This window comes from Streptococcus sanguinis (genome assembly GCF_026781265.1).
GTDB lineage: Bacteria > Bacillota > Bacilli > Lactobacillales > Streptococcaceae > Streptococcus > Streptococcus sanguinis_T.
Window position 1 is genome coordinate 15936 of record NZ_JAKUVC010000001.1, and the last position, 19944, is coordinate 35879.

The 19944-nt window shown below is 45.7% G+C and carries 16 protein-coding genes and 1 pseudogene; 6 read left to right on the top strand and 11 right to left on the bottom strand.

Going from position 1 to position 19944, the window contains the following annotated elements:
- Nucleotides 1–161: 161 nt before the first annotated feature.
- Together MK370_RS00065 and leuS are read right to left on the bottom strand one after the other, a co-directional pair.
- A complete protein-coding gene (locus MK370_RS00065) occupies nucleotides 162–851 on the bottom strand; it encodes a VIT1/CCC1 transporter family protein (RefSeq protein WP_268683675.1) in 690 nt (229 codons plus the stop codon).
- 179 nt (nucleotides 852–1030) lie between these two features.
- Nucleotides 1031–3532, bottom strand: a complete 2502-nt coding sequence (gene leuS, locus MK370_RS00070; protein ID WP_268683676.1) for a leucine--tRNA ligase — start codon at nucleotides 3530–3532, stop codon at nucleotides 1031–1033.
- Nucleotides 3533–3696: 164 nt separating this feature from the next.
- On the opposite strand from leuS, the gene MK370_RS00075 reads away from it, so the two are divergent.
- The gene (locus MK370_RS00075) at nucleotides 3697–4260 is read left to right on the top strand and encodes a methyltransferase family protein (RefSeq protein WP_268683677.1); all 564 of its coding nucleotides are present in this window, start codon (nucleotides 3697–3699) and stop codon (nucleotides 4258–4260) included.
- A gap of 58 nt (nucleotides 4261–4318) precedes the next feature.
- Here MK370_RS00075 and MK370_RS00080 read toward each other — a convergent pair whose 3' ends face one another.
- Nucleotides 4319–5188: a glycosyltransferase family 2 protein gene (locus MK370_RS00080; RefSeq protein ID WP_268683678.1), complete on the bottom strand. Its 870-nt coding sequence runs from the start codon at nucleotides 5186–5188 to the stop codon at nucleotides 4319–4321.
- A 210-nt stretch (nucleotides 5189–5398) separates the two neighbouring features.
- Between MK370_RS00080 and MK370_RS00085 the strand changes: the two genes are divergently transcribed.
- The gene (locus tag MK370_RS00085) at nucleotides 5399–6370 is read left to right on the top strand and encodes a nuclease-related domain-containing protein (RefSeq protein ID WP_268683679.1); all 972 of its coding nucleotides are present in this window, start codon (nucleotides 5399–5401) and stop codon (nucleotides 6368–6370) included.
- Nucleotides 6371–6418: 48 nt separating this feature from the next.
- Here the strand turns inward: MK370_RS00085 and MK370_RS00090 are convergent, their stop codons facing one another.
- The 6 genes and pseudogenes from MK370_RS00090 to MK370_RS00115 all read right to left on the bottom strand — a co-directional run bounded on the left by MK370_RS00090 (nucleotide 6419) and on the right by MK370_RS00115 (nucleotide 12680).
- Nucleotides 6419–7834, bottom strand: coding sequence for an LPXTG cell wall anchor domain-containing protein (locus MK370_RS00090; RefSeq protein ID WP_268683680.1), 1416 nt, complete (start codon nucleotides 7832–7834; stop codon nucleotides 6419–6421).
- A 118-nt stretch (nucleotides 7835–7952) separates the two neighbouring features.
- The gene (locus tag MK370_RS00095; protein WP_268683681.1) at nucleotides 7953–8882 is read right to left on the bottom strand and encodes an aldo/keto reductase; all 930 of its coding nucleotides are present in this window, start codon (nucleotides 8880–8882) and stop codon (nucleotides 7953–7955) included.
- Nucleotides 8883–8891: 9 nt separating this feature from the next.
- Entirely contained in the window at nucleotides 8892–10670 is a 1779-nt protein-coding gene (locus tag MK370_RS00100; protein ID WP_268683682.1) for a glycoside hydrolase family 35 protein, read from the bottom strand.
- Complete coding sequence (locus tag MK370_RS00105; protein WP_268683683.1) at nucleotides 10671–12032, bottom strand: PTS sugar transporter subunit IIC; 1362 nt, start codon at nucleotides 12030–12032, stop codon at nucleotides 10671–10673.
- A gap of 5 nt (nucleotides 12033–12037) precedes the next feature.
- On the bottom strand, nucleotides 12038–12355 hold the full coding sequence (locus MK370_RS00110) for a PTS lactose/cellobiose transporter subunit IIA (protein WP_002898520.1): 318 nt from the start codon (nucleotides 12353–12355) through the stop codon (nucleotides 12038–12040).
- Between the two features lie 8 nt (nucleotides 12356–12363).
- Nucleotides 12364–12680, bottom strand: a pseudogene (locus MK370_RS00115) (PTS sugar transporter subunit IIB).
- 204 nt (nucleotides 12681–12884) lie between these two features.
- Here MK370_RS00115 and MK370_RS00120 point away from each other — a divergent pair.
- Nucleotides 12885–14081 carry an ROK family protein gene (locus tag MK370_RS00120; RefSeq protein WP_268683684.1) on the top strand — a complete coding sequence of 399 codons (1197 nt, stop codon included), beginning with the start codon at nucleotides 12885–12887 and terminating at the stop codon, nucleotides 14079–14081.
- An 89-nt stretch (nucleotides 14082–14170) separates the two neighbouring features.
- Here MK370_RS00120 and MK370_RS00125 read toward each other — a convergent pair whose 3' ends face one another.
- Together MK370_RS00125 and MK370_RS00130 are read right to left on the bottom strand one after the other, a co-directional pair.
- Nucleotides 14171–15067 carry a hypothetical protein gene (locus tag MK370_RS00125; protein ID WP_002910768.1) on the bottom strand — a complete coding sequence of 299 codons (897 nt, stop codon included), beginning with the start codon at nucleotides 15065–15067 and terminating at the stop codon, nucleotides 14171–14173.
- Between the two features lie 229 nt (nucleotides 15068–15296).
- Nucleotides 15297–17189, bottom strand: coding sequence for a M13 family metallopeptidase (locus MK370_RS00130; protein ID WP_268683685.1), 1893 nt, complete (start codon nucleotides 17187–17189; stop codon nucleotides 15297–15299).
- 149 nt (nucleotides 17190–17338) lie between these two features.
- On the opposite strand from MK370_RS00130, the gene MK370_RS00135 reads away from it, so the two are divergent.
- Genes MK370_RS00135 through ssaB form a run of 3 tightly spaced genes read left to right on the top strand, consistent with a single transcriptional unit; the run spans nucleotide 17339 to nucleotide 19857 of the window.
- Nucleotides 17339–18058, top strand: coding sequence for a metal ABC transporter ATP-binding protein (locus MK370_RS00135; RefSeq protein WP_326845062.1), 720 nt, complete (start codon nucleotides 17339–17341; stop codon nucleotides 18056–18058).
- A gap of 1 nt (nucleotide 18059) precedes the next feature.
- Entirely contained in the window at nucleotides 18060–18908 is an 849-nt protein-coding gene (locus tag MK370_RS00140; RefSeq protein ID WP_326845063.1) for a metal ABC transporter permease, read from the top strand.
- A gap of 19 nt (nucleotides 18909–18927) precedes the next feature.
- A complete protein-coding gene (gene ssaB, locus MK370_RS00145; protein WP_268683688.1) occupies nucleotides 18928–19857 on the top strand; it encodes a metal ABC transporter substrate-binding lipoprotein/adhesin SsaB in 930 nt (309 codons plus the stop codon).
- The last annotated feature ends 87 nt before the right edge of the window (nucleotides 19858–19944 follow it).

Here is a 19944-nt window from a genome sequence, read left to right on the forward strand (position 1 = left end):
GTATAGTTCGATTGAAATTAAATAAATTCAATAGAGATAGTATACAAACTCTTTTTTGGTTTGTCAAGCATGAGATTGGTATAGTCATAAATCAATATCTATTACACAGCTCAAAAAAACGCTGCTAAAAATCAACGAACTTCGTTAGAAATTTTATTCCATTAAATTGCAAAGACTTGCCCTACAGCATAGGTAACAGCCATAGTTAAAAGACCGATAACGAGGTTGCGAATCATAGCATTTTTGAGCGGTGCTTTGCCCAATCTAGCGCTGGTATAGCCTGTTCCCAAGAGAGCCAAGGCCACGATTAATACGGTTGCCCAGATACGAACGCCGGCTGGAAGCAGGATAATGGTAATCATAGGGAAAAGCGCACCAACAGCAAAGGCTAAAAAGCTTGATACGGCAGCATGCCAGGGATTAGTGAACTCCTCAATCTCAATGCCATATTTTTCCTGCACCAAAGCCTCCAACGGATCTTGGAGAAAAGCCCGATTAGTCATGAGCTGGGCAGAAGTCTCACATTCGCCATTTTGGACATAAGCGGCATAGAGAGACTGCCTAGCGATATCCGGATTTTTCTCTAAAAGCTCCCGCTCTCTGGCAACAGCAGCTTCTTCTGTATCCTTTTGAGTAGAAACAGAAACATACTCTCCACCAGCCATAGAAAAGGCACCCGCAAAGACTGCCGCCAAACCAGACAGAAAGATAATCCAGACATCGTCCGTCGCACTGGCCACCCCGATAACCACACCTGCAATGGAAATAATACCATCATTGGCTCCCAAAACCCCTGCCCGCAATATATTCAGCCGACCACTAAAGTTCGTATCAATTTTATGTTCTTCCACTATTTAAATTTTCTCTTCCTTTTTTATTTATAATGATTATAAATAAAATCCAGAAGTAATACAAGAGAAAATCGAAAAATGAGAAAAGTTCTACTATTTAAGAGAAGAAAGGCATTGAAAAAAGAGCCGTTTTAAACGACTCCTTTCTTTATAATCACTATAATGCTGTAACAAACTAATTATTTCACTACAATATTAACCAATTTATTTGGCACACTAATCACTTTCACGACTTCTTTGCCGGCAATTTCAGATTTAATTTTCTCATCTGCCAGAGCGATTTCCTGCATTTCCTCACGGCTCAGGTCCTTAGCTACGACTAGCTTAGCACGAACTTTACCCTTGATTTGAACTACGATTTCGACCTCTGCCTCAACCAGCTTGCTTTCGTCATAAGTTGGCCAAGCTACGTAGGAAATGCTCTTGCCAGTTTGAGCTACTGCCTGCCAGAGTTCTTCAGCCAAGTGCGGTGCAAAAGGCGCTAGCAATTGGACAAAGCCTTTGGCATATTCGACATAGAGTTTTTCTTCCTTGTTGGCTGCATTGACAAAGATCATGAGCTGGGCAATGGCTGTGTTAAACTTGAGCTCCTCAATCTGCTCTGTGACAGACTTGACTGTTTCGTTGTATACCTTGTCGAGAGCACCATTGTTATCCGCAACGATTTCTTTACTTGTAATCAAACGGTAGACCCGATCTAGGAACTTGCGGCTGCCTTCCAGACCTTCCTCGCTCCAAGCGATGGATGCATCCAGTGGCCCCATGAACATTTCATAGACACGCAGTGTATCGGCACCGTATTGCTCTACTACATCATCTGGGTTGACCACATTCTTCAGAGACTTAGACATCTTAGCAGGCGCCTGCTCCAGCTCTTCTCCAGTTTCGATGTTGAAGAAAGAACCATCGCGTTTTTCCACCTTGTCTGTCGCCACTAGGGCACCTCGACTATCACGGTAGCTAGTCCCCAGAATCATCCCTTGGTTAAAGAGTTTTTGGAAAGGCTCTTTGGTTGGCACCACTCCGATATCATAGAGGAATTTGTGCCAGAAGCGAGCGTAGAGAAGATGGAGCACAGCATGCTCTGCACCGCCGATGTAAATATCAACTGGCAGCCAAGCCTTAAGCAACCCTTCATCTGCTAATTTCTCATTGTTGTGTGGGTCGATGTAACGCAGATAATACCAGCTAGAACCAGCCCATTGAGGCATGGTGTTGGTTTCGCGGCGTCCTTTGACACCGTCTTTGCGAGTCACTTCCAGCCAGTCAGTCAGATTGGCCAGAGGACTTTCACCAGTACCAGAAGGACGGATATCCTTGGTTACAGGCAGGACAAGCGGCAGTTCATTTTCAGGGACAGCAGTTGAAGTACCATCTTCCCAATGAATGATTGGAATCGGCTCACCCCAATAACGCTGACGGCTAAAGAGCCAGTCGCGCAGGCGATAGGTGACTTTTTCGTTTCCGACACCTTCTGCTTCCAGCCAAGCAACCATCTTGTCAATTGCGGTAGCCTTGTCTAAGCCATCTAGGAAGCCAGAGTTAATATGCGGACCATCTTCCGTATAAGCAGCTTCAACAACATTGCCCCCCTCTAGAACCGGAATAATCTCTAGGTTAAATTGCTTAGCAAACTCCCAGTCACGCTCATCATGCGCAGGAACAGCCATGATAGCTCCTGTTCCGTAGCTTGCAAGCACATAGTCGGCAATCCAGATGGGGATTTCCTTGCCATTGACAGGATTGATGGCATAAGCTCCTGTCCAGACACCAGTCTTCTCCTTAGCTAAATCAGTCCGAGCTAGGTCGGATTTGAGGCTGGCTGCGTGTTTGTAGTCTGCAACTGCTTGAGCTTGTTCTGCACTTGTAATGGCACCAACGAGAGCATGCTCTGGAGCCAAAACAGCATAGGTCGCTCCAAAAAGAGTGTCCGGACGAGTTGTAAAGACGGTGAAGTCCTTATCTGTGTCCTTAATCTTGAAGGTTACATTAGCACCGGTTGACTTACCAATCCAGTTGCGCTGCATATCCTTGATAGACTCTGGCCAGTCCAGCTCCTCCAAGTCATTGAGCAAACGTTCTGCATAAGCTGTGATTTTCAGCATCCACTGACGCATGGGTTTGCGGACAACTGGATAACCACCGCGCTCAGATGTTCCGTCTGGCAAGACTTCCTCATTTGCGATAGCCGTTCCCAGCTCTTCAACCCAGTTTACTGGCACTTCAGCTTCATAAGCCAGGCCTTTTTCGTAAAGCTTGGTGAAAATCCACTGGGTCCATTTGTAGTAGTTGGGGTCAGTTGTATTCACTTCCCGATCCCAGTCATAGGAAAAGCCAAGAGCGTTGATTTGACGCTTAAAGTTGGCGATGTTTTCTGCTGTAAAGTCAGCTGGGTCATTCCCTGTATCCATGGCGTATTGCTCAGCCGGCAGACCAAAGGCATCCCAGCCCATAGGATGCAGGACATTATAGCCCTGAGCCCGCTTGTAGCGGCTGAGAATATCTGTCGCCGTGTAGCCCTCCGGATGCCCTACATGGAGCCCCGCTCCTGATGGGTAGGGAAACATGTCCAGCGCATAAAAGTTAGGCTTGTCCTTATCCGTACCTGTCTTAAATGTATGGTGCTCTGCCCAATATTTCTGCCACTTGGGCTCGATTTCTTTGTGATTATAATAAGCCATTCTTTTCTCCATTTTTTGTACTGTTTCTATTATACCATTTTCAAGGGATTTTGAAAGACGGAATCCAGTTTTCACTGACAAAAACTATAACTCATCTCTAAAGCGTTAGTCTTTGATTGACCTCTAAAATTAAAATTTGTATAATTCTGACCGGAGGAATAATCATGAATTTACAAACTATTTTCACTTATGTTTTCTTTGTTATTTTTATTAGCACAGAAATGTGGATTAAAAATAAAACCAAGTCAAACAATGTAAACGACTCTGCAGATAAAGGGAGCCGCTACTTCATTATCGGCAGTGTTATCTGCTGCTTATTTTTGATAAACGGACAATTTCTCGACTTTGTCCCCCACTTACCCAGCCTCACTATCTATCTTGGAATTCTCATCTCTCTAGCAGGATTCGCATTGCGGATATATGCAGTCAATTATCTCGGAAAAAACTTTACACTGGCCGTTCAAACAACAGATAGTCAACAATTAGTAGACCATGGCCCTTATTCTATTGTAAGAAATCCTGCCTATACTGGCAGTATCTTGTCTATCCTTGGCCTATCGATTACATCACTAAATCCTCTGACAATCATTATCAGTCTTATTTTACTCGTGGTAGGATATAGTATTCGACTTAGAGTTGAAGAAAAAGCCTTAGGCAATCACTTTGGGAAAAATTACGAAGCTTATTGCCAAAAGGTTAGATATCGAGTTTTTCCTTGCATCTGGTAATCTCACCAAAAAACAAGCCACGCTTTCAGCCCTACGGTTGAAAGGTAGCTTGTTTTATTTATTCTCCAAACAGTTTGAGTTTGCTTTCAATTTCCTGATAGACCCGACTGGACTGCATACCGACGGCTGCAGCGCTGTCGCGACAATACTGGAGCAGGAAGGTGTAGTACTTGTAGTAGAAGCTCAGGTCATAGCCCAGCTTACCTAGAATGGCTAGTTGCTCCTCAAAACCTATAATCAAGTCTCGGAACCACTGCTCATTCCAAGTCATGGAGATGCTATTTGGCCGCAAGCGATAGTAATAGAGCGGTTCATTGAGGTAGATAATCTTCTCTGACTGAAGGTACAGCTTATAAGTTGTGAAGGCATCTTCGGCCACTCGGCCGACTGGATAGCGCACTGTATCAAAGAGCTCACGCTTATAGAGCTTAGCCCAGGCACAGAGAAAAACACCGTCTACCATGCGACGTCTAGGGTGCTCCTCGATTATCTCTTCTCGCGTATAGAGGGTTTCAAAATGCTCTGTCGAATAGTAGAGGAAGGCTGAATCCTCTGCACGAAAGCTACAATGATGACCAATAGCAATATCCGCATCGTACTCCTTGAGCTTTTCATAAAGGCGGGCAACATGCTGCTCAGGCAGCCAGTCATCTGAATCCACAAAAATCAAATAGTCTGCACTAGAGTGCTCAATCCCTGTGTTGCGGGCACCGGACAAGCCTTGATTGTCCTGATGAATGAGACGAATCCTCGAATCCTGGTCAGCCAGCTCTTGGCAAATCTGGCCAGAAGCATCTGTTGAACCATCATTGACTAGAATAATCTCCAGATTTTGATAGGTCTGACGACAGACGCTGTTCACACATTCTGCTAAATACTGCTCAACATTGTAAACAGGGATGATAACACTGATTAATTCCTGAGACATGATAACTCCTATTCTTTTCCTGTCTTTTTATTATACATGATTTTTTAGGTTTGTGAGGTGTTTTTGGAAAATAAGTTTTTAAAGGATAGCTTTCTATTTTTAGACACATTTTGTTCTATTGTTCAATTGCTGTGTTTTTACACTTATAAAAATCTTTCGTTCTTTATTTTGTGCTATACTCGAATTAGAGATTTTAAGGGAGATTAGGAAATGTTTGGATTCTTTTTCGTCGCGTTTGTGGCTGTCTTTGGCATCGTCTTTTTTATCAGTTATAAGCTACTTGAAGACAAGGAAGATACGGACTCAGATTGGTCGTCCAGCCAAAGCCCAGAGCCTGACTATTTCCAGCAAACCCAGACTGCCCCTTGGGAACTCAAATATAACAAGGGAAAACAGGGAGAGTACCAGCTTGGTCAGGTCTTGAACCAGCTCCATGGCTATAAAAAGATCTTGTATAATCTCTACATCTTCAAAGAAAATGGCACGACCACCGAGATTGATGCCCTACTGATTCATCCATCTGGAATTTACATTTTTGAGTCAAAAAACTACAAGGGCTGGATCTTCGGCTCAGAAAATCAGCAATACTGGACTCAGGTTCTTTCTGGAGGCCGCGGAAAATCTTACAAACATTCTTTTTTCAATCCCATTATTCAAAATAAAGTCCATCTCAAATGGCTCAGCTACTATCTCAACCAATACACGCCAAATCTATATTCTTATATCGTCTTTGGCAATGACTGTCAGCTCAAGGAAATCCATCTACACAGTGACAGGCATAAGGTTATTCAGACCTGGCAAGTGATTGGGGCAATTGACCGGCAGGCCTGCCAAAGTCCAGTCTGCCTGTCGCCCGAGCAGATTGACGACCTCTATCGTATGCTCCTGCCCTTGACCAAGCGAAAGCAGGTCATCAAAGAGCGCCATATTAACCGCATTGCTCAGAATAAACAGCGTAGAGAAGCTGAAAAGATCTGCCTTCGCTGCAAGCATGGATTGGTGCTCCGTACAGCATCCAAAGGTTCTAGGGCAGGTCAGCAATTTTGGGGCTGCTCCAATTTCCCTAGATGCCGCTTTACTCAAAAATACCAGGAGCCAGTCTGCAGTCCGTCTGCTACGCAAACACCTAATTTTGGACAGCCTGTCGTGCAAAACCTAAATCAAACACAAAGCAACAGCTAGAATCTGCTGTTGCTTTTTTGTAGATTATTCTTACTCTAGCTTGCAAAACTAAGATTTTTTCTTCAAGCCAAGAAAGCCAGCCCCCAGCCCTAAGAGCCCGAGCCCAAGCAGATTGGTCAATAGACTGCTTTGGCTGCCGGTTTTAGGCAATTGTTTGGAAGAAGTTTGCTTAAGAGTTGGCTGTTGAGACGCTGCTTGAAAGTTCGTCTGGCCGCTTGTTTTGTAGGTCAGATTTTCCACCTGGCTCCCCTTTGGATCAGGCCTTGCAGGGGTTGGCTGCTGGGCTTGATTTTGAGAGGCCTGCTCCATATCGGCTAACGGCACGATACTCTTCATAAACTCATCTTGTGAAATGGCCCTTTCGTCAACTGCATCTTGAATACCAGTAAGACTGACAAAATAGTAACGCGCCCAATCCTTGGTCAGTCGCTGAATACCAGCCAGACCAGCTCCTGGATACCAGAGCGGCTTGCTCACTTCTTCAGAAAATTTCCAGTCACCACCAACTTGAATACCAAGCTTGGCATCTGGGTCAGATTTTTCAGAAATACGCGCTTCGACAGAAACCAGAACAGCCCGAATGGTCTGAGGATTCGGAATATCACGAGCCTGATCAGAACCCCAGTGGGCAACCCGATCCTGCTTAGGTAAGACCTCAATAGCTGTTCCTCCGCCAACCAAGGCTTCCTGCCGTGCATCTCCTACGTAGCTGGACATATTCCCCTTGAACTGAGCAACCCATTGAACCCCTTGAGGGTGATCCACAATTTTCTCCCAGACATTGGAGTCCTTCCGAAGGACGAAAGCCTGCATGTTCCGAATATCCGCCCAAGCATTGCTGGCCTTATTGTCCGTCATTTCCATCACAACGCCCCAAGGATCAAACTCGTTCATCCATTTGCCACGTTCCTTGTCAAAGACAGCCTGCGCTTCTTCATCGGTCATTCCTTCGCCTTTATAAGCTAAGTAGTACCAATCAGCTGCTGGGTCATAAGTCGGACGACCTCCTAACACGACGGCTCCGCCATTAAATTGGCCAGGACCGCCATTAGGACCGCGCTTTTGACGCTCCCCATTTTCTTCAACGACATTTTCCTCCGACCAAACCCAGACATCCCCTTGATTGGCTCCCATCTGAGCAATGGCGCGCTGTTTCTGCTCATCGGACATGACCTGACTGGCTGGCAACTCGCTAGCAGCTGCAGCTGATTCGGTCTGACTTGCAGGAGCTGCTTGGGGTTCGGCCACAGCTGGATTTTCAGCCTCAGGACTTGCTTGCGCTGCTGGAGAAGCCGGCGTTTCAGCCACTGCGGCAGGGGCAGGTGCAACATCTTCTGCTTCAACTCTTGAGACAGCTGTAAAAGCTGCTAAGGACAAGAGGGAAGCACATAGCAGCAAGCCGCTCCCATACTTGGCAGCAGAAGCGGATTTTGCTAGGGCTTGCCAAGAAAACTTATTATTCATATCATTCTCCTTTCATAAGGCACAGAATCTAGCTTAATCAATGAAACAAGCAGACTGATTCACTGCTCTTAGCCTTCATTGATTCTGAATAACAAATAATCTCCCTGCAAAAACAAGCTCAGGGCAGAGGATTCCCTGCGCTCTTGTATATCTTATACCAGTCAGCCCGAGAGAGCTCAATATCAAAAGCAGCCACCATTGAGCGAATTCGCTGCGGATTCATGGAGCCAACAATCGGCTGCATTTGTGCCGGATGACGCAAAATCCAGGCGAGAACTAAGGCTTCAAAGGAAACTTGATAGTCTGACGCAAAGGCATGCAGAGTTTCTGTAAGCTGAGCATATTTAGGATGCTCCATAAAGAGTCCCTGGTTTAAGTCGACCTGAAATGGTGACCAAGGCTGAATTGTGATATGATGCAATCGACAATAGTCCAGCACACTACCATCCCGGACGATTGCTAACGGATTGAGCATATTGGCATTGAGCCCAGCATCCAGCATCGGAGTATGGGCAGGACCAAACTGCAGTTGGTTGGCAATCAGTGGCTGCTCCACACTTTTTTGCAGCAATTCTATTTGATAAGGATTTTGATTGCTGACTCCGAAATGGCGGACCTTCCCAGCCTGGTGCAGCTGTGAGAAAGCCTCAGCTACCTCTTCCGGCTCCACAAGAGCATCTGGCCGGTGTAGGAGGAGCACATCCAGATAGTCTGTCTGCAAACGCTCCAAGCTGGCTTCAACCGAACGAATAATATAATCCTTAGAAAAGTCAAAATGGTAGTTGGTGTGAACATCCCGCAGTCCGCACTTAGACTGGATGAGTACTCGATCCCGGGGAATCTTAGACGAGCGAAGAGCCTGCGCAAACTTGGTTTCAGATTGGCCGCTAGCATAGACATCTGAGTGGTCAAAGAAATTAATTCCCACTTCTAATGCTGTTTCAAGAACGGAAACGATCTCTTCGGGAGCATGCTCTGCTAGACGCATGCAGCCCAAAACTAGCTGACTGGCTTCTTTCAGTTCATTCCCGACTGTCATATATTTCATCGCAGCACCTCATTTCTTATAGACTGGATGGTCAAGCAAGGACAACTCTTCAATCTTGACATTTTCAGTTTCAAAGACGATAAATTCATTCTTTTCCTTAAGCAAGCCAGACGGCACATAGAGATAGTGAATTGGCCCTTCATTCCAGTAGCGGCCTAGGTTGAAGCCGTTGACCGAAATACAGCCCTTCCCATACTTAGAGCAGTCGATGAAGGTATCAGCGATATCATCCAACTCCGCTTCAAAGCGATAGAAGGTTGGTGCTTTGACTCTTTCCGGTGGAGCTGAGTAACAGTCTAGCTTGGCCAGCATTTCCTGGTCAAACTTGAGCGCATAATGCTTCCAGCCCTTGCGGAACTGGTGGTTAATCATGATACCACCCTTGACTCCCTTGGATTGACTGGGTGCGCCCAGCTTGTAACCATAGTTGACACGCCCCATATTTTCCACCAGCACATCAATCTGAATCCGCTCGGTATCAGCTGAGAAGAGCATCTCATCACCAATTTCTTCCCGATACTGGGTAGCCAGGTGCTCCTGATTGATATAGAAATGACAGCGGTCATGAGTCTCCAATGCCTTGAGCCTTTCCTCATGGTATTGATTTTTGATATCGGAACGGTAGAGGATATAGCCATGATTCTGCCCAATCTGCTCCATAGGCTGTGGATAATCCAGCAGAATTTCCTCTGTGATATCCGCTGCCACATCCAGCAGGTTTGCAGTCCCAAGCAGTGGAAAACTGCCATAGGCCTTGGCCTGTCGGCTAATAGGCTCCATCTGCTCAAGCTCTGGAAAGACCTCGTGGATCACCCGCTGAACAGCGTAGTATTTCTCGGTTGGCTGCCCCCACTCAGTAATGGGTGCGTCAAAATCATAGGAGGTAATCTGCGGCAAATCCTTGGTCTTTCGAGCCGAACAGCCACTGATAAAACCAAAATTGGTCCCACCTCTCAGTAGGAAAAGGTTCATGCTGCCCAGCTGCAGCATTTCTTTGACATCCTGAGCCAAATCTTCTGCCTCTCGCCGAACGATTTCCTCGCTCCAGCGGCTGAACCAGCCATCCCAAAACTCAGTACACATAAGCGGCCATTTCTTGCCATAGCGCTCCATAAAAGCTCGCAGATTATCTGTATTTTCCTTGGGCTGAGATCCGTAATTCCCCGTCACAAAAATATCATCCTCAATCAAGGTCCCAGACTCCAAAGCCTCTATCCATGTCCCATCAGAGGTAAAGAGGGGAACCGTAACGCCACGTACCTTCATCATCTGCGCAATGCTGCGCATGTAAGCCTTGTCCTCGGCATAAGAACCGTATTCATTTTCCACCTGCATCATGAGGATAGGACCGCCTTGATCACTCTGATAGGGCAGAAGCTTGGGAAATAGCCAGTCATAGAAATGACTGACCTTTTCCAGAAAAAGCGGATGATTGACCCGCAGGCGCATCGAAGGATATCTCAAGAGCCAAGCCGGCAGGCCGCCAAAGTCAAACTCTGCACAGATGTAGGGCGTCGGACGGACAATGAGATAAAGCCCCATCTCCTCAACCAACTTGAAGTATGCTTCAAAATTCAGCATGCCCTCTGCCTGAAACTGACCTTCTTGAGGCTCATGCAATGCCCAAGGAATATAGGTTTCTACCGTATTAAAGCCTAAAGCTTTAAGATTGTAAAGGGTATCTCGCCACTGGTCTGGATGAAGCCGGAAATACTGAATAGCTCCCGATAAAATCTTAAAAGGTTTGCCATCCAGGTAAAATTCATCTTTAATTTCAAATTTTGCCATCTATCCAAGCTCCTCCTGTTTATCCGCCATCTTGACAAAGGGCAGATATATAGCGGTTGAAATAGCGATATTAACCAGCGAAAGAATAATTGCCCGCCAGTCGAAGGCTGTCGCAAAGAAACCGTAGAGAATCGGCGGCATTACCCAAGTAACGTTTTGAGTAACCGGCGCAACCAAGCCCATAGAGGTTGCAAAGTAGGCTACTGTTACCATGACCATTGGCGTCAGGACATAAGGAATGAACATAATCGGATTCAAAACGATTGGCAGACCGTACATGACCGGCTCACCGATGTTGAAGACCATTGGGAAAATTCCCAACTTAGCCACTTCGCGATAGTGCTTGTTCCGAGATTGCCAGAGAATGGCAATGGCAACCCCAATTGCATCAAACCAGACAAAAGCACCGAAAGAATTATCCGTCCACATATAAGGAATGGCTTGCCCAGCCTGATAAGCTTCTAGATTAGCCAGCATGGTCACACCAAAGAGACTGGCCATAACTGGCGCCAGCACATTACCGCCGTGCAGTCCGAAGAACCAGAAAATCTTATTGAGAAAGACAATGAGCAACACAGCCCAGAAGCTTTGAGACAAGCTGAGAAGCGGTGCCTGAAGAATCTTGTAAATCCAGTCAATCAACAGCTCGCCTGTCACCAGATTAAAGAGATAGGTCGCAATCCCCACGACATACATGGCAATTGCAGCCGGAATGATAGACAGGAACGGCTTCATGATAGCTGGCGGAACAGAATCCGGAAGTTTGATGGTCCAGTTACGATTCATGACCTTACAGAAGATAATGGCAGACACAAAACCAATCAGAATGGCAGTGAAATAACCACGCGCACTGATCTGGTCACCTGGAATGACACTGTTAATCGTCACAGACAGGTTACTGCCGTCAAGTTTTAGCTCTGGAAGTTTTGAAATCGCCTTGCTCAGCCCTGGTGTTTTGCTAGCCAACTCAAAGGTTTTAGTAACTGAGCCACCAATGGTAATGATATAGGAAGCAACAGCTACCAGACCAGCAGACACCTTATCAGTATTGTAAATCTTAGCGATATTGACCCCGAAGGTAAAGAGGAATAAGAGGGTAACGATAGGAATACTGCCCTTAAATACCAGCCAGTTAATATCAATCAGCCACTGGAAGGTAGAGGAAATCCAGTTCCAGCCGAACTGTCCTGGCAAGTCAGATAGAAAGGCATTTACCATGAGGGCGAAAGAGCCCGTCATAATCACAGGCATGGTCCCAATAAAGGAATCCCGCAGGGCAACCAGGAATTTTTGGTTGCCGATTTTATTGGCAATAGGCATGAGACGCGCTTGCCATTTATCAACCAAACTACTCATCTGCATTTCTCCTATTCATCAAATTTTTTATGCAAATCAACAATCTCCTTTGCCAAATCAACAAAGGCAATACTGGTCATGAGATGATCCTGCCCATGTACCATAAATAAACTAAGTTCTGTCTTTTCTCCTTGTGCCTCCTTGCTCAGCATTTCAGCCTGAGCGTGATGGGCTTGCAGCAGGGCCTTCTGAGCCTGACTCAGTCTCTCCTGAGCTCGGTCAAAATCCTGCTTTTTAGCTGCTGCAATGGCTTCGATAGCACAAGACTTAGCCTCTCCGCCATACATGATGAGGGTCATAGCGACCTCTAAAGAATCTTTATTTTCCATAGGAGTACCTACTTCATGAGCGACTCTGCCAGATCGAGGACCTTATCCCCCTTCATCATTCCGTAGTCCGTCATAGGGATAACATCGACCGGAATGCCTTTTGAAGCTAATTTTTCCTGTAAATCCTCCAACAGATAGCGACCTGAGGTCCCAGCAACAGGACATCAACCTTTTTCTCGCTTAGATAGTCTTCTGCTTCTGACACTGGCACCGCAAATATCGTCGCAGCCAAGCCGCGCTCCTCTGCAGCTTTCTGCATTTTATTGACCATGAGACTGGTGCTCATCCCAGCCGCACAGACTAACATAATTTGTTTTGTTTCCATCAGCATCCTCCTTTATGAATCTGACCTAGCCTGCAACGAAGCTTGCTATTTATTTTCAATATATAAACAAAAATCCGAAAACAGAATATTTTTCACTATGTTATTAATATTCTATAAACATTATAACTATTTTTTTGTACTATGTCAACGCTTACATTTGAGATTTCTAGCTTTTTTTGATAGTATAGCAACAGAGGAAACAAGATGACACGAACTAGAAAACAAAACGAGCTAAGGGCAACTGTCCTGGATCAGCTCTATGCCAAACGACCGATTTCTCGGATTGATATTTCAAAAGAAACTCAAATTACACCAGCCACGACTGGCAGTATCATCAATGAATTGATCAAGGAAGGCTTGGTTCTGGAGCTGGGTGAGCTCAATGACGAGAGCGTAGGCCGCAAGAAAACCCTGCTAGATATTGCGCCTCGTAGCCGCTACTATCTAGGCTTTGAGATTTCTGAAAAACAGCTGGCCATGGTCATCGCTGACAATACCGGTGAGATTGCAGAAAGCAGCATTCGGACTTATCAGGTCGAGGTGACAGGCGGCCCGTCTGACCAGGAAATTATCCGGCTGATTCAAGATTTTCTGAAAAAGAACAGCCAATACCCCATCTCAGCGATTGCCCTCGGGCTGCCGGGGCATGTGAATCTCTCTGAGAGTGATTTTATCATTTCTAAAAATCCCCACTGGGGACAGATTAACCTGCAGACTATTCAAGAAGCCTTTGACCTTCCTGTCTACTTTGCCAATAAGTCCCACTGTTTGACAATGGCTGAACGCCTCTTTAGCTATCATCCGACAGACAGTAATTTTATCGTCTATCATGTCGCCAGAGGTATTCATTGCTCTTACATGTACAAGGGTAGCATTTACAGTCAGGAGAATTATCTTATCGGGGAGGTGGGGCATACCGTCATCAATCCTGAAGGCGAGCGCTGTCCTTGCGGCAAGCACGGCTGCTTGCAGGTTTATGCCAGCGAAAGCGCTCTGATTGATAAAGCAGCTATCCTGTATCGGGCTTCCCAGACCTCGCTCTTAAAGACCCTTGTAGAGGACGTCAATGACATTGATTTGACAAGTTTGATGGCTGCCTATCGCTTAGGAGACTTGGGCAGTATTGAGTTGATTCATACTGCCTGCCGCTATCTGGCCATTTCCATTTCCAATCTCTGCCAGCTTATTGATAGCGAAAGGATTTATCTGGACGGCCAGCTCTTCTCCTATCCGATTATTGCCGAGCAGGTTCTGGCTCAGTTAGAGCAGGAAGCTCCTCTCTTTCCAAAGCAAAAACAAGCAGAGATTGTCATTATCCCCTACTCTAAATACAGTATTGCCCGCTCTGCAGTCAGCCTCTGTGTCTATCATGAATTTTTAGATAAAAAAGGAAACCTATAAAAGCCGAGACAAGAATCTCGGTCTTTTTTTTTACAAAAAAAGAGACAGGCTTTCTAGGCGCTAGCCCCCTAAAAGTCTGTCTCATTTTACTATCTATTAATCGAACGTGAAATCATGGAAATGGTGTGGCGCTGTCCTCTGAGAGCTTTGCTCATGGCAAAGATATTTTCAACCGGAGCCAGACAGCCGTAGCCTGAATCTCCGATATGCTGGATATCTACACCGCAGATTTTGTTGCGGATGGCCATTTGCTTGACAATATCCTCATCAGCACTCTCCTGACTGGTACCAATCGCACTCATAACCAGAGCCCCCTTTTGATGGGCCAGGCGGACAATCTGCTTCAAGTCCTGCTCATCAAAGCCAGGCACACTGCCGACTGCCGGTGCTAGGACAATATCAACACCAGCTTCGATAAATTGAGCGATTGCTTCTAGGTCTGCTACCGGCTCATCCACACCTGAAGCATGCATTTTGCCTGCAATCAGCAGGCCTGAAAAATTCTCCTTGACCACTCGAATGGTGTCAATAATGGCTTGATTGGTGACACCAGTTCCCGGATTACCCGTCAGGCAGATAAAGTCAACGCCCAACTCTTCTGCTCGCTGAATGGTCGCTAGACTAGCCTGACGCCCTTCATCGATGATCAGGCGTTCTCCTGCCATCTGGGCCTGACTGTCCACCGGCTCTAGATTGATACCGATAGGACGGCCAACCAAGCGGTGCAGCTCCTCAACAAAATCTTCCTTGGCGTCCAGACCAGCCACAAAAGGCTGGAAGATATCAATCCCATTCAGCAAAATCAAGTCAGCACCAAAAGACCGAGCAATCTCTGCATTGGTCACATCACCGATATAAGATTCTTTAAAAGCCACGTTTTCAGACAGGATAACGCGGCCCTCACTGGCCTTGATGCTCTGTTTCAGCTCCGGCGCAGTCATATTTAAAATTTCTGAAGCATTTGAACTAATGAATCGTTTTACCATAAGAATATCTCTTTTCTTTATTATTCATTAATAAACACTTTGAAATCTATTCTATTTGGATATTTTGTTTTTTTGTTATCAACTACAGTATAGCACAAGGTCATAGAAATGTAAACGCTTTATAAATTCTTTGACAAAATAGCCTGCTTTCACAAACAAAAGCAGACTATTGAAATGAACTCGGTTATTTTTGAACTGAGCAGGATTCGATAAGCGTCTTATCTCTGCATCACCAGATGACCACCCGCTCTTCTGGGCTCCGCCACATGCCGTCTCCCTCTTTCACATCAAAGGTTATAAAGAAGTCGTCAAAGTTTGGCAGCTGAACATTCGTCCGAAGCTTAGCCGGCGCATGGACATCGACGCTTGCCAGGAGCTTCATATATTCCTCCCGGCCCTTCATTCGCCAGATGCGGGCAAAGTTGGTAAAGAATTCCTCAGCAGAGAAATCCGCTTCTTTCTTGGCCGCTTCTAGAGCTGCTGCAATACCGCCCAGATCTGCCACATTTTCTGAAACAGTCAGCTTGCCATTGACCTTAGCACCATAGGAATCCTGCCCTTCGAACTGGTCAATGACCTTTTGAGTCCGTTCGGTAAAGGCTTGGTAGTCATGCTCCGTCCACCAATTATTAAGACTGCCATTTTCATCAAAGGAAGCGCCATTGGTATCAAAAGCATGAGAAATCTCATGGGCAATGACCGCTCCGATACCACCGTAATTGGCTGACGAGGATTGATGCAGGTCATAGAAAGGTGCCTGCAGGATAGCCGCTGGAAAGACAATCAGGTTTTTCTGTGGATTATAGTAGGCATTGACCATATGGGCTGGCATTCCCCATTCCCTGTAGTCCACTGGTTGATTCCACTTGCTCCAGCTATAAGCAATATCAATCTGGCTCAGCTTCTGAGCATTTTCAAAGAGAGTCAGCTTTTCATCCACGACCTTTCGAGAGTAGCGCTCAGGCAGCTCATCAGGATAGCCAATATAAGGCTTGATGACATTGAGTTTGACAATAGCCTTGCCTCGAGTTTCTGGTGTCAGCCAGTCATTCTGGGCCAGGCGGTTTTTGTAAACTTCAATCATTGTCGCCACTTTCTGCTCCACATCAGCCTTGGCTTCTGGTGAGAACTTCTGACCGGCATACCAGAGACCAACAGCTTGATTAAAGGGACCTTGGGCCAGGTAAAAGGCTGCTTTTTTCTTGTCCTGAGCCTGAGGAGTCCCTGATAGAGCACGATGATAAGCTCCTGCCAAGACACGGATGTCATCCGTTAGATAAGGTGTCGTATTGCGGACCGCAGAGAGAATCAGCAGAGCATGGAGTTTATCCCAGTTAGCGGCTGTATAGATATCCTTAGCTGCTTTCCAGAAGCGTTCCTCTGGCACAATGACTTGGTCGGGTTCTTGACCGATTAACTTGGTGAAAATATTCGCCAGAGGCAATTCTGGTACCAAGGCTTTGAAATCGTCCCATTTATAAGGATGGTAGAGCTTAGCATACTCAGAGCTTTCTTCACTAGACAGAACATACTGAGCAAAGACAGCATCCAGCTCCAAGACCTTATCTAAAAGATCCTTGATTTCCTCTTCTGCAAAGTCAAATTTTGCCAGCAAATCTTCCTGAGCCTTGCGCCATTTCGCAAGGAGATCCGCCTTCTGCGGATGGTCCTCAGCATAGTAGGTCGTGTCTGGCAAAATCGTTCCCGGTCCGTCAGCCCAAAGGACATTAATACGGGCATCCATAAAGTCAGGCGCCACACCAAAAGGAAAATAAGTCGGCTTGCCAGCCAGCTCAAAATCAGCAATCTTAGAAGCATAGTCTTCAAAAGATGTTAGGTTGCGAATTTCATCAATGTAAGCACGCGCAGGCTCAATGCCAGCCGCTTCCCGCTTGTCATAATCCGCTGCTAGGCGATGGTAAGCAACAAAGTTCTGCAGAATGGCATCTTCTGGCACTCCATCGCCAGCCAGCCATTTGTCTGTCATGGCGAGCATAAGTTCTTCAATCTCATCTGCTAGATCCATAAAGCCGCCCGTCACCGGCTTATCATCAGGAATGACCGCCGTCTTAGCCCACTCGCCATTAACCGCATCATAGAAATCATCTTGTAGTCGTGTCATCTTCTTCTCACTTTCATGCTTTTGATATAACCTTATCAAAATCCACTTCTTTTTTCAAACATTTCTTATATTAATTTTAGAGATTTATTAAAAATTAACTTGACTTAATTTTTGTTTTAATGTATATTAAAACCATAGAGGTGTATGAGATGATTACGATTAAAGATTTGACTGTCAGCTATCAGGATACGCTGGCTCTTGAGCCCCTTTCATTAACCATTAAGGAGCCCACCATTACTGGGATTATTGGTCCTAACGGAGCCGGAAAATCCACCCTGCTCAAGGGCATGCTAGGGATTATTGACCACCAAGGCCAGACTCTGCTGGATCAAAAGCCACTGCAGAACTCTCTCCAGCGGGTTGCCTATGTAGAGCAAAAGATTAATATTGATTATCATTTTCCTATCAAAGTCAAAGAGTGTGTCTCTTTGGGGCTTTACCCTCAGCTCAAGCTTTTTCAGGGGCTGAAGAGTTCCCATTGGGACAAGGTGGCTGAGGCATTGAAAATTGTCGGTTTAGAAGACTTGGCAGAACGTCAGATTAGCCAGCTGTCTGGCGGCCAATTCCAGCGGGTCTTGATTGCTCGCTGCTTGGTTCAAGAGGCGGATTGTATCTTTTTGGACGAGCCCTTCGTCGGGATTGACTCTGTCAGCGAAGAGATTATCATGGCGACTTTGCGCAGTCTCAAAGCCGCAGGCAAGATTATCCTGATTGTCCATCATGACCTGAGCAAGGTTGTTGATTATTTCGACCAAGTTATCCTGCTCAATCGTGAGCTGATTGCCTTTGGTCCTACCGAGACCACCTTTACCAAGAACAATATGAAAAAGACTTACGGCTCCCAGCTCTTTATGAATGGAGGTGCCTAGAATGATTTTAGAATTTTTCCAAGGGCTGCGGGACTTTCACTTTCTGCAAAATGCCCTCATCACAGCCACCGTCATTGGGATTGTTGCTGGAGCTGTCGGCTGCTTTATCATTCTGCGCGGCATGTCACTCATGGGGGATGCTATCTCTCACGCGGTTCTACCCGGTGTGGCCCTGTCCTACATTTTAGGGATTAATTTCTTTATCGGAGCCATCACCTTCGGACTTTTGGCCTCGATTATTATCACCTACATCAAGGGCAATTCCATTATCAAAAGCGATACAGCCATTGGGATTACCTTTTCTTCCTTCCTAGCTCTGGGGGTGATCCTGATCGGCGTTGCTAATAGCTCCACTGACCTCTTTCATATTCTCTTCGGGAATATCTTGGCCGTACAGGACATTGATATGTGGATTAGTATTGGAGTCGGAATAGCTGTGCTCTTAATCATCACCCTCTTTTTCAAGCAGCTATTGATTACTTCCTTTGACCCACTGCTGGCTCAGGCCATGGGCATGCCAGTCAGCTTCTATCACTATCTGCTGATGATTCTCTTGACCTTAGTCTCTGTGACAGCCATGCAGAGCGTGGGAACTATTCTGATTGTCGCTCTCTTGATTACGCCGGCAGCAACGGCCTACCTCTATGCCAACAGTCTGAAAACTATGATTCTGCTGTCCTCGAGTTTGGGAGCTCTGGCTTCTGTGCTGGGACTCTTTATCGGCTATAGCTTTAATGTCGCTGCAGGATCCAGCATTGTCCTGACCTCGGCCCTCATCTTTCTCATCTCTTTCTTTATTGCCCCTAAGCAACGCTATTTAAAACTTAAAAACCGACCTAAACTAAAATAAAATTTGATGGAGGAATCCCATGAAAAAATTAGGTTTTTTATCCCTGCTTTTGCTAGCAGTCTGCACTCTCTTTGCCTGTTCTGGTCAGAAGAAGGCGTCTAGTGACTCGTCCAAGCTCAAGGTTGTTGCGACCAACTCAATTATCGCTGATATTACCAAAAATATAGCTGGCGATAAGATTGACCTGCACAGCATTGTACCAGTCGGCAAAGACCCCCACGAATACGAACCCCTGCCTGAAGATGTCAAAAAGACTTCTCAAGCAGACCTCATCTTCTACAACGGTATCAACCTGGAAACTGGCGGCAATGCTTGGTTTACCAAGTTAGTCAAAAATGCCAATAAGGAAGAAAACAAGGACTACTACGCTGTCAGCGATGGCGTTGACGTCATCTACCTTGAAGGGCAAAGTGAAAAAGGCAAGGAAGATCCTCATGCTTGGCTCAACTTGGAAAACGGTATTATCTATGCGCAAAATATCACCAAGCGTTTGATTGAAAAAGACCCTGACAATAAGGCTACTTATGAGAAAAATCTCAAAGCCTATGTAGAAAAACTGACCACTTTGGATAAGGAAGCCAAGGAGAAATTCAACAATATCCCAGAAGAAAAGAAAATGATTGTGACGAGTGAAGGCTGCTTCAAGTACTTCTCTAAGGCCTACAATGTGCCATCAGCCTATATTTGGGAAATCAACACCGAAGAAGAAGGAACTCCAGACCAAATTAAAAGCTTGGTTGAAAAACTACGCAAGACCAAAGTGCCGTCTCTCTTTGTCGAATCAAGTGTGGACGATCGTCCGATGAAAACTGTTTCTAAAGACACCAACATCCCAATACACGCTAAAATCTTTACTGACTCAATCGCTGATGAAGGCGAAGAAGGCGACAGCTACTACAGCATGATGAAATACAATCTGGATAAAATTTCTGAAGGATTGGCCAAATAATGATAAAAGGTTAGGAAGACAAAATCCTAACCTTTTATTTTTGGAGAAGGAGCTTCGCATGGAGTCGATTTCAAATTTCCGGTCAAA